This window comes from Pseudomonas shirazica (assembly GCF_015168335.1).
Classification (GTDB): Bacteria; Pseudomonadota; Gammaproteobacteria; order Pseudomonadales; family Pseudomonadaceae; genus Aquipseudomonas; species Aquipseudomonas asiatica.
On the sequence record NZ_CP063456.1, the window covers coordinates 795,372 to 809,489 of the forward strand.

Here is a 14,118-nt window from a genome sequence, read left to right on the forward strand (position 1 = left end):
GTCGCGTTCACCCGCCGATGCAGATGTCGTGCCGACTTGGCGTGAAAGGAATGCAACAAGCGTGCTCAAAATTCACAACGCTTCATGAAATTTTCACAAAACCTGCTACCGGGGGTCGGAAAGTGCCGTAAACACGGGGCGGGAGCCGCCTGATGCGGTAGCGCAGTCAAGAATCGTTAAAATTTGAAAAGCTGTCATGAAAGTCAATGTGTTACCGCAACTTGTTCATGCCGCGTCACCCGCGGGGTGACAAGTGTGGTGCGAGGGGTATCGGTAGCCTCATTTTGGTGCGAAAAGTAGCGCTGTGTTACCGGGAACGTGCAGGGTATCCTTGCAGGCCTGTTTTCCGCGTGAAGCGGGTTGGTTCTGCCTGAAGGAGATTTGCCGTGTTCGTCCTCGATTCGCGTTTGCAGCAGGATTCGCTGGTGCTGGGGGAGTTTGCGCTGTGCCAGTTGCTGCTGAGCAAGGATGCCAACTATCCATGGTTCATCCTGGTGCCCAAGCGCGCTGGCATCAGCGAAGTGTTCGAGCTCGATGCTGCAGAGCAGCAGCAGTTGTGGCAGGAAACCATCGGCCTGGCCGAAGCGCTGAAAGCCAGCTACAGCGCCGACAAGATGAACGTGGCTACCTTGGGTAATGTGGTCAGCCAGTTGCACATGCACGTGATCGTGCGCCAGCGCGACGACGCCGCCTGGCCGGCACCGGTGTGGGGCAAGTGCCCGGTGGCGGCCTACACCGACGACCAGGTGCAAGCCATCCGCCAGCGCCTGCGCGGGCTGCATCTCGCCGGTTACCAGGAGGCCTGATATGCCGCTTGAATCACGAGTGGTCGAACTGGAAACCCGCCTGGCGTTTCAGGATGACACCATCCAGGCATTGAATGACGTGGTGGTCGAGCAGGGCCGGGTGATCGAGCGGCTGCAGTTGCAGATGGCCGAGCTGATCAAACGCTACGAAGAGATGGTTGGCCAGTATGGCAGCGAAGGGGACGAGGCGCCGCCGCCTCATTATTGATACCTGAACCTGCTACACATATTCCGCTGGATGCACACAAACCTTGTGGGCGCGGCATGCTCGCTCCCACAAGGGATGGTTTCTGCAAACAGGATCAGCGGCGGGTTACCGCGACCACATCCTCGGCCTGCAGGCCCTTGTCGCGGTGCATCACGGAAAACTCCACGCGCTGGCCTTCCACCAGGATGCGGTGGCCTTCGCCACGAATGGCGCGAAAGTGCACGAAGATATCATCGCCCGAGTCGCGGGAGATGAAGCCGAAGCCTTTGGACGTGTTGAACCATTTCACGGTGCCGGTATCACGATTGCCGGCATCCTGCGCCGCGTGCTGGCTGGTGCGTGCCTTGCGGGGGCTGCGGGCAAAGCCCACGGCCAGGTGCACGGCCACGGCCAGCGCTGCGCAGACCAGTGCGGCCAGGTTGCCCATTTCCGGGCGGGCCAGCAGTGTCAGGGTCTGCAGCACCACAGCCACCACCAGCAGGGCGCAGGCCAGATGCTGCAGTTGCTGCCGCGCGCCGCGGTAGTACAGTGGCACGACGGGGGCCAGTACGAGGTTGAGCAGGCCGAGCAGGGCGAGGTAGACCGCGTCGGGTTGTTGCAGGAAGGGTAACGCATCGGTTTTCAGGCTGGGCATGAGCGATAGCAGCAAGGCTGCCACGCCCGTCACCAGATGGACGATTTTGAACATGGGGTTGGCTCACAGTTGATAAGGCCGATCACAGGAAGAGCTGGTAGCACGGTGCGCATGAGGTGTAGAGCGCGAACACGCGGCAGGCCAGCCTATGCACCCGGCAAATGGCAATCCGCACGGGTGGCACCATGCCTATTTAACAGTAAAGCCGCAGGCTACTCAAACCGCTGTCCCCGAGGGGCGATGTGTTGCGCCATGTCACATGCGGTGCAAACCAAGTGTTGCTACAGTGGTCGGCACCCGCTTGGGTCTCACGCCTTATGGAAAGGGGAACTTCATGGCAATTGATATCGGTATCAGTGAAGAAGATCGCAAGTCCATCGTCGATGGGCTGTCCCGCCTGTTGTCGGATACCTATGTGTTGTATCTGAAAACCCATAACTTCCACTGGAACGTCACCGGTCCGTCGTTCCGCACCCTGCACCTGATGTTCGAAGAGCAGTACAACGAACTGGCGCTGGCGGTCGACTCGATTGCCGAGCGCATCCGCGCCCTGGGCTTCCCGGCACCGGGGTCCTATGCATTTTATGCGCGGCACTCCTCGATCAAGGAGGAGGAAGGGGTGCCGCATGCCGACGAGATGATCCGCCAGCTGGTGCAGGGCCAGGAAGCCGTGGTGCGTACCGCGCGCAGCATCTTCCCGGTGGTGGACAAGGTCAGTGACGAGCCGACCGCCGACCTGCTGACCCAGCGCATGCAGGTGCACGAGAAGACCGCCTGGATGCTGCGGGTACTGCTCGACGGCAAGTAGATACCCAGCGCTGTACCGGCCCTTGTAGGAGCGGCCTTGTGTCGCGATGGGCTGCGAAGCAGCCCCACGGTTTGAGCGCATTGCACAAATTTCCGGGGCTGCTTCGCAGCCCATCGCGACACAAGGCCGCTCCTGCAGGTCCTGCGCAATTTTGTGCAGGAAGATTTTGCCGCTGCTTTAAGCTCGCCCAACAGCGCTTCATAGGCCACCTGGTACCTGTGACGAGGAAGTGTGGCGCATGACGCAAGCAAGCAAGCGTGTGGCTGGCCAGGGGCGTTGGCCGGGTAAACAGTGCATCGACCCGTTCAAGGCGGATTTCGACATGTTGCAGACCCAGCCCGTGTCACGCTCGGTGCGGCTCAACGGTTTTTCCACCTGCCTGCGGCTGGAGGCCGTCTACTGGGGTATCCTGGAGCGCATCGCCGCGGCCAACCGCTGCTCGGTCAGTGCGGTCCTGTCCTATGTGGACCGTGAGGTGCACCTGCGACAAGGCGGGGTGCGCAACTTCAGCGGGCTGATCCGGGTGATCTGCGTCGCCTGGCTGCTGGACCCGCCAAGTGTGCGCTGATCGCCTGGCGGGCTGCGCAGTGCTTGTTAACCATATATAATCCCGCTTTTTGCTGCCCCGGCAGCCAGCGTTGTGGTTGACGAGAGACACCCATGCCCCTTTATGACTATCAATGTGCATCCTGCGAGCACCGCATGGAAGTGCTGCAGAAGATCAGCGCCGCGCCGCTGACCGATTGCCCGGCCTGCCAGGCGCCGGCGCTGAAGAAGCTGCTGTCGGTGCCAGGCTTCCGCCTGAGCGGTAACGGTTGGTACGAAACCGACTTCAAGACCGGGGCGAAAAAGAATCTGGCAGGCGGCGACAAGGCCGACTGAGTTGAATGCTGTGACCGGGTCTTGCAGTATTAGCCCTCTCCGGGCGGCCAAGGCCTCCACCGAATACACGAATCACGAGAAGCGAAACCACCATCATGATGCGCAGCCATTATTGCGGCCAACTGAACGAGAGCCTGGACGGCCAGGAAGTCACCCTTTGCGGCTGGGTCCATCGTCGCCGCGACCACGGCGGGGTGATCTTCCTCGACATCCGTGACCGCGAAGGCATGGCCCAGGTCGTGTTCGACCCGGATCGCGCCGAAACCTTCGCCGCTGCCGACCGCGTGCGCAGCGAATACGTCGTGCAGATCACCGGCAAGGTCCGCAAGCGCCCTGAAGGTGCGGTGAATGCCAACATGGCTTCCGGTGCCATCGAGATCCTCGGCTACCAGCTGAACGTGCTCAACGAAGCGGAAACCCCACCGTTCCCGCTGAACGAATACTCCGACGTCGGCGAAGAAACCCGCCTGCGCTACCGTTTCATCGACCTGCGTCGCCCGGAAATGGCCGACAAGCTGCGCCTGCGTTCGCGTATCACCAGCAGCATCCGTCGCTTCCTCGACGAAAACGGCTTCCTTGACGTCGAGACGCCGATCCTGACCCGTGCCACCCCGGAAGGCGCGCGTGACTACCTGGTGCCCAGCCGTACTCATGCCGGCAGCTTCTTTGCCCTGCCGCAGTCGCCGCAGCTGTTCAAGCAGTTGCTGATGGTTGCCGGCTTCGATCGCTACTACCAGATCGCCAAGTGCTTCCGTGACGAAGACCTGCGTGCCGACCGCCAGCCGGAATTCACCCAGATCGACATCGAGACCAGCTTCCTCGATGAAAGCGAGATCATGGGCCTGACCGAGAGCATGATCCGCAAGCTGTTCAAGGAAGTGCTGGATCTGGAATTCGGCGAATTCCCGCACATGACCTTTGAAGAGGCCATGCGCCGCTACGGCTCCGACAAGCCGGACCTGCGTATTCCGCTGGAACTGGTCGACGTTGCCGACCAGCTCAAGGACGTCGACTTCAAGGTGTTCGCCGGCCCGGCCAACGATCCGAAGTGCCGCGTTACTGCCCTGCGCCTGCCGGGCGGTGCCAGCATGCCACGCAGCAAGATCGACGAGTACACCAAGTTCGTCGGCATCTACGGTGCCAAGGGTCTGGCCTACATCAAGGTCAACGAGCGTGCCAAGGGCGTCGAAGGCCTGCAGTCGCCGATCGTCAAGAACATCCCCGAGGCCAACCTCAACACCATCCTCGACCGCGTTGGCGCCGTTGACGGTGACATCGTGTTCTTCGGTGCCGACAAGTTCAAGGTGGTCAGCGAAGCCTTGGGCGCGCTGCGTATCCGCCTGGGCCATGACTTCGAGTTGCTGACCTGCGAGTGGGCACCGATGTGGGTGGTCGACTTCCCGATGTTCGAAGAGAACGAGGACGGCAGCTTCACCGCGCTGCACCACCCGTTCACCGCGCCGAAGTGCACCCCGGAAGAGCTCGAGGCCAACCCGGCCGCGGCCCTGTCCCGTGCCTACGACATGGTTCTGAACGGTACCGAGCTGGGTGGCGGTTCGATCCGTATCCACCGTAAAGAGATGCAGCAGGCCGTGTTCCGCCTGCTGGGCATCGAAGCGGCAGAACAGGAAGAGAAGTTCGGCTTCCTGCTCGACGCCCTGAAGTTCGGTGCACCGCCTCACGGTGGTCTGGCCTTCGGCCTGGACCGTCTGGTCATGCTGATGACCGGCGCCCAGTCGATCCGTGAAGTGATCGCCTTCCCGAAAACCCAGAGCGCCGCGTGCGTCATGACCCAGGCTCCTGGCATGGTCGACGCCAAGGCCCTGCGCGAGCTGCACATCCGACTGCGCGAACAGACCAAGGTCGAGTAAGCAGTCCCCGGGCGCATCCACATGGATGCGCCTTTGCGTTTCGGCGCAGGCAATTTCCCGTCCCGCCCCGTACAGGGGCGGGGCTGTTTGTGATTCAAAGGATTCGGAGTCGTTATGGCTGGTCATTCCAAGTGGGCGAACATCAAGCACCGCAAAGAGCGCCAGGATGCCAAAAGAGGCAAGATCTTCACCAAGTGGATCCGTGAGCTGACGGTCGCCGCCAAGCAGGGCGGTGCTGACCCGGCATCCAACCCGCGCCTGCGCCTGGCGCTGGACAAGGCCTTGGGCGCCAACATGAGCCGCGACATCATCGATCGTGCCGTGGCCCGTGGTGCCGGCACCAACGAAAGCGACAACGTCGAAGAGCTCAGTTACGAAGGTTACGGTCCGGGTGGCGTGGCGATCATGGTCGAGGCCATGACCGACAACCGCAACCGTACTGCCGCCGCCGTGCGTCATGCTTTCACCAAGTGTGGTGGCAACCTGGGCACCGACGGTTCGGTGGCCTACCTGTTCGAGCGCAAGGGGCAGATCAGCTTTGCTCCGGGCGTGGAAGAAGACGCGCTGATGGAAGCGGCGATGGAAGCCGATGCCGACGACGTGGTGGCCAACGACGACGGCTCGTTCGACGTGTTCACCTCGTTCAACAGCTTCTACGCCGTGCGCAATGCCCTGGAAGAGGCTGGCTTCAAGGCCGCTGACGCTGAAATCGTCATGCAGCCGACCACCAGCGCCGAACTCGACCAGGACGGTGCCGAGAAAGTACTCAAGCTGATCGACATGCTCGAAGACCTGGATGACGTGCAGAACGTCTACTCCAATGCCCAGATTTCCGATGAGATCATGGAAAACCTCGGCTAACGTGTCCTGGCGATCCATGCCAGTTCTTCAAGTTTGTCAGCGCCTGTACCGGCCCTTTCGCGGGTAAACCCGCTCCCACAGGTACTGCACCACATTCAGAGTCGGTGCAGTACCTGTGGGAGCGGGTTTACCCGCGAAAGGGCCGGTACAGTTTGCAGAGATGCATCAATTTTTCGACAGGCACTATGACTCTGATTCTTGGTATCGACCCCGGCTCGCGCATCACCGGCTATGGCGTGGTACGCCAGACCGCCCGTGGTTGCGAGTACGTGGCGTCGGGCTGCATTCGCACCGGCAGCGGCGAGCTGCACGAACGGTTGCAGATCGTTTTTCGTGGCGTGGGTGAAATCATCGCCCAGCACGGCCCGGTAACCATGGGCATCGAGCGGGTGTTCATGGCCCGTAACGCCGACTCGGCGCTCAAACTCGGCCAGGCCCGTGGCGCGGCCATCGTCGCAGCCGCCGAAGCCGGCCTGGAAATCGCCGAGTACAGCGCCACCCAGGTCAAGCAGGCGGTAGCCGGTACCGGTGGGGCGAACAAGGAGCAGGTGATGATGATGGTCATGCACCTGCTGAAACTGACGCAGAAGCCGCAGATCGACGCTTCCGACGCCCTGGCTATCGCCCTGTGCCACGCCCACACCCGTTCCAGCCTGGTGCCGCATGGCCTGGCCACGGCACGGCGGCGCGGCGGGCGCTTGCGTCTGTAGGCGCTTCATGCGCTGATACACATTTTGTTCGGGTGATGCGTTCACCCGCTGCATTTGCTGATAGGGTTGAGCGGTCTTTGACCGGCTCCCCGAGAGGAAGGATCGGAACGTGATTGGACGTTTGCGCGGCACCCTGGCGGAAAAACAGCCGCCGCACCTGATTATCGACGTCAACGGCGTAGGTTACGAACTGGAAGTTCCCATGACCACGCTGTACCGTCTGCCCAAGGTGGGCGAACCCGTAACCGTGCACACCCACCTGGTGGTGCGCGAGGATGCTCACCTGCTCTACGGTTTTGCCGAAAAGCGTGAGCGCGAGCTGTTCCGCGAGCTCATCCGCCTGAACGGCGTAGGGCCGAAGCTGGCCCTGGCGCTCATGTCCGGGCTGGAAGTGGACGAGCTGGTGCGCTGCGTGCAGGCCCAGGATACTTCGGCCCTGGTGCGCGTGCCCGGTGTCGGCAAGAAGACCGCCGAACGCCTGCTGGTCGAGCTCAAGGACCGCTTCAAGGCTTGGGAAACCTCCCCGGCCATGTTTACCCTGGTCTCCGACGGGCCGCTGCCGGTCGCCAGCGCATCCACAGCCGAAGCCGATGCCGTCAGCGCCCTGGTTTCGCTGGGCTACAAGCCGCAGGAAGCCAGCAAGGCAATCGCCGCGATCAAGGACAAGGCCGGCCTGAGCAGTGAGGAACTGATTCGTCGCAGCCTGAAAGGGATGATTACCAAGTGATCGAAGCCGACCGCCTGATCGCCGCCAGTGGCCGCGACCGTGAAGAAGTCCAGGACCGTGCGATTCGCCCGCTGCGGCTGGACGAGTACATCGGCCAGCCGGTGGTGCGCGAGCAGATGGCGCTGTTCATCCAGGCCGCCCGTGGCCGCAGCGAGTCGCTCGACCACACGCTGATCTTCGGCCCGCCCGGCCTGGGCAAGACCACCCTGGCCAACATCATCGCCCAGGAAATGGGCGTGTCGGTCAAGAGCACTTCGGGGCCTATCCTCGAGCGCCCGGGCGACCTCGCGGCCATGCTGACCAACCTCGAACCGCACGACGTGCTGTTCATCGACGAGATCCACCGGTTGTCACCGGTCGTCGAAGAGGTGCTGTACCCGGCGATGGAGGATTTCCAGCTCGACATCATGATCGGCGAAGGGCCTGCGGCCCGCTCGATCAAGCTGGACCTGCCGCCGTTTACCCTGGTCGGTGCCACCACCCGTGCCGGCATGCTCACCAACCCGCTGCGGGACCGCTTCGGTATCGTCCAGCGCCTGGAGTTCTACAGCGACAAGGACCTGGCCACCATCGTCAGCCGTTCGGCCGGCATCCTCGGCCTGGCCATCGAAGACCAGGGTGCCTACGAGATCGCCCGCCGGGCCCGCGGCACGCCACGTATCGCCAACCGCCTGCTGCGCCGCGTGCGCGACTACGCCGAGGTGCGCGGCAAGGGCCAGATCACCAAGGCCGTGGCCGACATGGCGCTCAATCTGCTGGATGTCGACGAGCGCGGTTTCGACCACTCCGACCGCCGCCTGCTGCTGACCATGATCGAGAAGTTCGACGGTGGCCCGGTCGGCGTGGACAACCTGGCGGCAGCCATCAGCGAAGAGCGTCACACCATCGAGGACGTGCTCGAGCCGTACCTCATCCAGCAAGGCTACATCATGCGCACGCCGCGCGGCCGCGTGGTCACCCGGCATGCCTACCTGCACTTTGGCCTGAACGTACCCGGGCGCCTGGGGGAGGGTGGGGATTTTTCCGAAACGGGCGATGAGTGACAGATCGAAAACAGCTTTTCGTGGTCCTACCGCTGGCATGCCGAGGGTGCGCTGGCAATAAGACATAAATGAAGAAAAAACAGTTGCCACAGCGGATTGGCAAGCTGAGGAGTAAGCACTAGAGTATGCGCGCGCAAAATGGCCTGGAACCGTTCGCACACCGTTGTCGTGTCTATTACGAGGATACCGATGCCGGTGGTGTGGTGTATTACGTCAATTACCTGAAATTCATGGAGCGCGCGCGTACCGAGCGGCTGCGGCACCTGGGCTTTTCCCAGGCGCAACTGGCCGAAGACAACCTGCTGTTCGTGGTCCACTCCAGCGAAGCGCGCTATCACGCGCCGGCGCGGCTGGACGACGAGCTTCGGGTTACCGCGCAAGTACTTGAACTCAATCGCGCCAGCCTGCGCTTCGTGCAGCAGGTCTGGCGGGAAAAGGATGAAACGCTGCTCTGCGAAGGGCAGTTCCTGGTGGCCGCCGTGCGCGCCGACACTTTCAAACCCCGAGCCATACCCCCGGAGTTGCGCGACGCGTTTGCGGCGGACGGCTCGGGTACTCAATCGAATGCAGGAGAATAAGCGTGGAAGCTAACGTCGTCGACCATACCTCCATGTGGAGTCTGGTCAGCAATGCCAGCGTGTTGGTACAGCTGGTAATGCTGACCTTGGTGGCCGCCTCGGTCACCTCATGGATCATGATCTTCCAGCGCAGCACCATGCTGCGCGCCGGTCGTCGTGCGCTGGATGCCTTCGAGGAGCGCTTCTGGTCGGGCATCGATCTGTCCAAGCTGTACCGTCAGGCAGGCAGCAACCCAGACCCGGATTCCGGTGTCGAGCAGGTCTTCCGTGCCGGCTTCAAGGAATTCTCGCGCCTGCGTCAGCAGCCGGGCGTCGACCCGGACGCAGTCATGGAGGGTGTTGCCCGAGCCATGCGCGTAGCCATCTCGCGTGAGGAAGAAAAGCTCGAGCAGAGTCTGCCGTTCCTGGCCACCGTCGGTTCGACCAGCCCGTACATCGGCCTGTTCGGTACCGTATGGGGCATCATGAACTCCTTCCGCGGCCTGGCCAGCGCCCAGCAGGCCACCCTGGCCACGGTCGCCCCGGGTATTGCCGAAGCGCTGATCGCCACCGCCATCGGCCTGTTCGCGGCAATTCCGGCGGTCATCGCCTACAACCGCTTCTCGGCGCGCAGCGAAGTGCTGATCGGCCGTTACTACACCTTCGCCGACGAGTTCCAGGCGATCCTGCACCGCAAAGTGCACACCAGCGAAGAGTAATCAGGTAGAAGCCCATGGCCCGAGTTCGCCACAAACGCAAGCCCGTCGCCGAGATGAACGTGGTGCCCTACATCGACGTGATGCTGGTACTGCTGGTCATCTTCATGGTGACGGCGCCCATGCTCAACCAGGGCGTCAAGGTAGACCTGCCCAAGGTTTCCAGTGAAGCCTTGCCGCAGGACAACAACGTCCAGATCCTCACCATCTCCATCAAGGCCGACAAGACCTACTACTGGAACCTCGGCAGCGAAGTCGATACCGACAAGCAGATGGACAAGGCCATGACCTTGCCAGCCATGACCGACGCGGTGACCAAGATCATTGCCGCCGGCCGTGACCAGGGCAAGCAGACCCAGGTGTTCATTCGTGGCGACAAGGCTGTCGACTATGGCGCGGTCATGGGTGCCATGGGCGGGTTGCAGAAGGCCGGTGTCGGTAACGTTGGCCTGATTACCGAGGCGCCCTGATGCAACAGCGAGAGCCATCCGCCTCGGAAAGCTACTTCTGGCCCAGTATCTGGGCCATCGGCCTGCATGTGCTGGTGTTCGCCCTGCTGTTCGTCAGTTTTGCCATGACGCCTGAGCTGCCGCCATCCAAGCCGATCGTCCAGGCTACCCTGTACCAGCTCAAGTCCAAGAGCCAGGCGACCACCCAGACCAATCAGAAGATTGCCGGGGAAGCGAAGAAAACCGCTTCGCGCCAGACCGAAGTCGAGCAGCTGGAACAGAAGAAGGTCGAGCAGGAGGCCGTGAAGGCCGCGGAACAAAAGAAAGCCGACGCTGCTCAAAAGGCCGAGGAGGCCCGCGAGGCCGCCGAAGCCAAGAAAGCCGAGGCAGCTGCCGAGGCCGCCAAGGCCGCCGAGGCCAAGAAGGCCGCCGAAGCCAAGAAGGCCGAAGAGGCGAAGAAGGCTGCCGAGAAGCAGCAGGCCGACATCGCCAAGAAGAAGGCCGAGGAAGAAAAGAAAAAAGCCGAAGAAGAGGCCAAGAAAGAGGCCGCTGAAGAGGCGAAGAAACAAGCCGCCGAGGACGCCAAGAAAAAGGCGGCCGAAGAGGCCAAGAAGAAAGCAGCCGAGGACGCCAAGAAGAAAGCGGTAGCCGAGGAAGCGAAGAAGAAGGCAGCTGAAGAGGCCAAGAAAAAGGCCGCTGCAGATGCCCAGAAGAAAAAGGCACAGGAAGCGGCCCGCAAGGCGGCGGAAGACAAGAAAGCCCAGGCCCTGGCCGAGCTGTTGTCCGACACCACCGAACGGCAGCAGGCGCTGGCCGACGAGCAGGGTGACCAGGTGGCCGGCGACTTCGACGACCTGATCCGCATGCGCGCGGCCGAGGGCTGGGCTCGTCCGCCTTCCGCGCGCAAGGGCATGACGGTGGTCCTGCAGATCAACATGTTGCCGGACGGTACCATCACCAGCGTCAGCGTGGCCCGGTCCAGTGGTGACGGCCCGTACGACAGCTCGGCGGTGGCAGCAGTGAAGAACATCGGTCGTCTGACCGAGATGCAGGGTATGAAGCCGAGCGATTTCAACCAATATCGTTCGTTCAAGATGACATTTACACCTGAGGATCTAGCGTTGTGATTAAACGTCTGAGAGGACTGCTGGTCATGCTGTGCTGCGTGGCAGGCATGGCCGTTGCAGAGGAAAAGAACATCCTGGTCACCAGCGGCAGCGACCGGGCCACGCCCATCGCGGTAGTGCCGTTCGGTCTGCAGGGCGGCAGCGTGCTGCCGGAAGACATGGCCGACATCATCGGCAACGACCTGCGCAACTCCGGCTACTACTCGCCGATTCCGCGGCAGAACATGATCAGCCAGCCGTCGCAGGCCAGCGAAGTGATCTTCCGTGACTGGAAAGCGCTGGGCGCGCAGTACGTGATGGTCGGCAGCATCGTGCCGTCGGGCGGTCGCCTGCAGGTGCAGTACGCACTGTTCAACGTCGCCACCGAGCAGCAAGTGCTGACCGGCAGCGTGGCGGGCAGCGTCGATCAGCTGCGCGACATGGCGCACTACATTTCCGACCAGTCGTTCGAGAAGCTCACCGGCATCAAGGGGGCGTTCTCCACCCGCATGCTGTACGTGACGGCCGAGCGCTTCTCTACCAACAACACCCGCTATACCCTGCAGCGCTCGGACTACGACGGTGCACGTGCGGTCACCCTGCTGCAATCGCGTGAACCGATCCTGTCGCCACGCTTTGCGCCGGATGGCAAGCGTATCGCCTATGTCTCCTTCGAGCAGAAGCGCCCACGCATCTTTGTCCAGCACATCGATACCGGTCGCCGTGAGCAGGTCACCAACTTCGAAGGCCTGAACGGCGCGCCAGCCTGGTCGCCGGACGGCTCGCGCCTGGCGTTCGTGCTGTCGAAGGACGGCAACCCGGACATCTACGTGATGAACGTGGCTTCGCGCCAGATCACCCGCGTCACCGCTGGCCCGGGCATCAACACCGAGCCGTTCTGGGGCAAGGATGGCAACACCCTTTACTTCACCTCCGACCGTGGCGGCAAGCCGCAAATCTACAAGCAGTCGATCGGTGGCGGTGGTGCCGAGCGTGTAACTTTCGTGGGTAACTACAACGCCAACCCGAAACTGTCGGCGGACGAAAAGACCCTGGTGATGATCCATCGCCAGCAGGGCTTCACCAACTTCAAAGTTGCGGCCCAGGATTTGCAACGCGGAAGTGTAAAGATTCTCTCGGAAACGAGTCTTGATGAGTCTCCCACTGTTGCGCCAAACGGCACCATGCTAATCTACGCCACCCGCCAGCAGGGCCGGGGAGTCTTGATGCTCGTGTCGCTTAATGGCCGCGTGAGGCTCCCACTTCCTACCGCTCAAGGCGAAGTCAGAGAACCGTCCTGGTCCCCTTACCTGAACTGATTGCGGCGTAATAATTTTTTGCTTAACACACTGGGGTTTCATTAGGAGTTTCACGATGGAAATGCTGAAGTTTGGTAAATTTGCTGCGCTGGCTCTGGCCATGGCCGTAGCTGTAGGTTGCTCCTCGAAGGGCGGTGACAACGCAGGCGAAGGCGCTGCTGTAGATCCGAACGCTGGCTACGGTGCCAACGCTGGCGCTGTTGACGGTTCCCTGAGCGAAGAAGCCGCCCTGCGCGCAATCACCACCTTCTACTTCGAATACGACAGCTCGGACCTGAAGCCAGAAGCCATGCGCGCTCTGGACGTTCACGCCAAGGACCTGAAAGCCAACGGCAACCGCGTTGTCCTGGAAGGCAACACCGACGAGCGCGGCACCCGCGAGTACAACATGGCTCTGGGTGAGCGTCGTGCCAAGGCCGTTCAGCGTTACCTGGTTCTGCAGGGCGTTTCCCCTGCTCAGCTGGAACTGGTCTCCTACGGTGAAGAGCGTCCGGTTGCCACTGGCAACGACGAGCAGTCCTGGGCTCAGAACCGTCGCGTAGAACTGCGTAAGTAAGTTCTCATGCGTATGTGCCGTCGTGTAGTAACCGTCCTCGCACTCAGCCTGCCGCTCGCGGCCTGGGCTGAGGTTCCTGTAGTTGATGACAACGCAGGCAGCTATCCGCCTGCGGGTTATGGCACGAGCGGCGCCTATGCCGGGTCAGGGGCTTCGGCCCCTGCCTCTGCACAGGGCCAGCTGTTCATGCAGCTGCAACAGATGCAGGATCAGCTTTCCCGCCAGCAAGGCATCATCGAAGAGCTGCAGAACGATGTGTCGCGCATGAAGCAGGAAAACCTGGAGCGTTACCAGGACCTGGACCGTCGCATCAACAGTGGCGCCGCACCTGCCGCGACCCCTGACAATTCCTCCGGTGGTGGTGCATCCAGTACCTCCCCCGATGCAGCAGCAGGTGCTGCTGCTCAACAACCGGCCGCCAGTAGCGAGCCCGGTGATCCGGCGAAAGAAAAGCTCTACTACGATGCCGCTTTCGACCTGATCAAGCAGAAAGACTTCGACAAGGCCAGCCAGGCGTTCAACGCCTTCCTGCGCAAGTACCCCAACAGCCAGTACGCCGGCAATGCCCAGTACTGGTTGGGGGAAGTGAACCTGGCCAAGGGCGACCTGCCGGCTGCCAGCCAGGCCTTCGCCCAAGTCAGCCAGAAGTATCCGAAGCACAGCAAGGTGCCGGATTCGCTGTACAAGCTGGCCGACGTCGAGCGCCGCATGGGCCACACCGACAAGGTCAAGGGTATCCTGCAGCAGGTCATTACCCAGTACCCTGGCACCTCGGCCGCGCAACTGGCCCAGCGTGACCTGCAAAAGCTCTAGGCAGTTACGTTTGAAAGAAACCCGCGCTTGTCGCGGGTTTTTTCGTTAGAAT

At 61.9% G+C, this 14,118-nt stretch carries 18 protein-coding genes; 17 read left to right on the top strand and 1 reads right to left on the bottom strand.

Annotation, left to right across the window (positions count from 1 at the left end):
* Nucleotides 1-386: 386 nt before the first annotated feature.
* Together IMX18_RS03610 and IMX18_RS03615 are read left to right on the top strand one after the other, a co-directional pair.
* Nucleotides 387-806 (top strand): HIT family protein, encoded by a 420-nt coding sequence (locus IMX18_RS03610; protein ID WP_054571827.1) that lies wholly within the window; start codon nucleotides 387-389, stop codon nucleotides 804-806.
* Nucleotide 807: 1 nt separating this feature from the next.
* Complete coding sequence (locus tag IMX18_RS03615; protein ID WP_015271477.1) at nucleotides 808-1,014, top strand: SlyX family protein; 207 nt, start codon at nucleotides 808-810, stop codon at nucleotides 1,012-1,014.
* A gap of 94 nt (nucleotides 1,015-1,108) precedes the next feature.
* Here the strand turns inward: IMX18_RS03615 and IMX18_RS28195 are convergent, their stop codons facing one another.
* Nucleotides 1,109-1,702: a cold-shock protein gene (locus tag IMX18_RS28195; protein WP_015271476.1), complete on the bottom strand. Its 594-nt coding sequence runs from the start codon at nucleotides 1,700-1,702 to the stop codon at nucleotides 1,109-1,111.
* 280 nt (nucleotides 1,703-1,982) lie between these two features.
* Between IMX18_RS28195 and IMX18_RS03625 the strand changes: the two genes are divergently transcribed.
* From IMX18_RS03625 to ybgF, 15 genes are all read left to right on the top strand, one after another.
* Entirely contained in the window at nucleotides 1,983-2,456 is a 474-nt protein-coding gene (locus tag IMX18_RS03625) for a Dps family protein (RefSeq protein ID WP_013973814.1), read from the top strand.
* Between the two features lie 238 nt (nucleotides 2,457-2,694).
* Entirely contained in the window at nucleotides 2,695-3,024 is a 330-nt protein-coding gene (locus IMX18_RS03630) for a ribbon-helix-helix domain-containing protein (protein WP_015271475.1), read from the top strand.
* Nucleotides 3,025-3,116: 92 nt separating this feature from the next.
* The gene (locus IMX18_RS03635; protein ID WP_003254776.1) at nucleotides 3,117-3,338 is read left to right on the top strand and encodes an FmdB family zinc ribbon protein; all 222 of its coding nucleotides are present in this window, start codon (nucleotides 3,117-3,119) and stop codon (nucleotides 3,336-3,338) included.
* Nucleotides 3,339-3,433: 95 nt separating this feature from the next.
* Nucleotides 3,434-5,209 carry an aspartate--tRNA ligase gene (aspS, locus tag IMX18_RS03640; RefSeq protein ID WP_015271474.1) on the top strand — a complete coding sequence of 592 codons (1,776 nt, stop codon included), beginning with the start codon at nucleotides 3,434-3,436 and terminating at the stop codon, nucleotides 5,207-5,209.
* 114 nt (nucleotides 5,210-5,323) lie between these two features.
* Nucleotides 5,324-6,070 carry a YebC/PmpR family DNA-binding transcriptional regulator gene (locus IMX18_RS03645; RefSeq protein ID WP_013973810.1) on the top strand — a complete coding sequence of 249 codons (747 nt, stop codon included), beginning with the start codon at nucleotides 5,324-5,326 and terminating at the stop codon, nucleotides 6,068-6,070.
* Between the two features lie 185 nt (nucleotides 6,071-6,255).
* The gene (gene ruvC / locus IMX18_RS03650) at nucleotides 6,256-6,780 is read left to right on the top strand and encodes a crossover junction endodeoxyribonuclease RuvC (RefSeq protein ID WP_004375291.1); all 525 of its coding nucleotides are present in this window, start codon (nucleotides 6,256-6,258) and stop codon (nucleotides 6,778-6,780) included.
* A gap of 109 nt (nucleotides 6,781-6,889) precedes the next feature.
* Nucleotides 6,890-7,507 (top strand): Holliday junction branch migration protein RuvA, encoded by a 618-nt coding sequence (gene ruvA / locus IMX18_RS03655; protein WP_015271473.1) that lies wholly within the window; start codon nucleotides 6,890-6,892, stop codon nucleotides 7,505-7,507.
* Nucleotides 7,504-8,550, top strand: coding sequence for a Holliday junction branch migration DNA helicase RuvB (ruvB, locus tag IMX18_RS03660; protein ID WP_004375289.1), 1,047 nt, complete (start codon nucleotides 7,504-7,506; stop codon nucleotides 8,548-8,550). Before ruvA ends, ruvB begins: the two co-directional genes overlap by 4 nt.
* 125 nt (nucleotides 8,551-8,675) lie before the next feature.
* Nucleotides 8,676-9,128: a tol-pal system-associated acyl-CoA thioesterase gene (ybgC, locus tag IMX18_RS03665; RefSeq protein WP_015271472.1), complete on the top strand. Its 453-nt coding sequence runs from the start codon at nucleotides 8,676-8,678 to the stop codon at nucleotides 9,126-9,128.
* Between the two features lie 2 nt (nucleotides 9,129-9,130).
* Complete coding sequence (gene tolQ / locus IMX18_RS03670; protein ID WP_139657458.1) at nucleotides 9,131-9,826, top strand: protein TolQ; 696 nt, start codon at nucleotides 9,131-9,133, stop codon at nucleotides 9,824-9,826.
* Between the two features lie 14 nt (nucleotides 9,827-9,840).
* The gene (gene tolR, locus IMX18_RS03675) at nucleotides 9,841-10,293 is read left to right on the top strand and encodes a protein TolR (RefSeq protein ID WP_003254760.1); all 453 of its coding nucleotides are present in this window, start codon (nucleotides 9,841-9,843) and stop codon (nucleotides 10,291-10,293) included.
* Complete coding sequence (gene tolA, locus IMX18_RS03680; protein WP_013973804.1) at nucleotides 10,293-11,399, top strand: cell envelope integrity protein TolA; 1,107 nt, start codon at nucleotides 10,293-10,295, stop codon at nucleotides 11,397-11,399. Before tolR ends, tolA begins: the two co-directional genes overlap by 1 nt.
* Before the next feature lie 26 nt (nucleotides 11,400-11,425).
* Entirely contained in the window at nucleotides 11,426-12,697 is a 1,272-nt protein-coding gene (tolB, locus tag IMX18_RS03685; protein ID WP_043935851.1) for a Tol-Pal system beta propeller repeat protein TolB, read from the top strand.
* Between the two features lie 55 nt (nucleotides 12,698-12,752).
* On the top strand, nucleotides 12,753-13,253 hold the full coding sequence (pal, locus tag IMX18_RS03690) for a peptidoglycan-associated lipoprotein Pal (protein ID WP_015271469.1): 501 nt from the start codon (nucleotides 12,753-12,755) through the stop codon (nucleotides 13,251-13,253).
* A 6-nt stretch (nucleotides 13,254-13,259) separates the two neighbouring features.
* Complete coding sequence (gene ybgF, locus IMX18_RS03695; protein ID WP_061304911.1) at nucleotides 13,260-14,066, top strand: tol-pal system protein YbgF; 807 nt, start codon at nucleotides 13,260-13,262, stop codon at nucleotides 14,064-14,066.
* The last annotated feature ends 52 nt before the right edge of the window (nucleotides 14,067-14,118 follow it).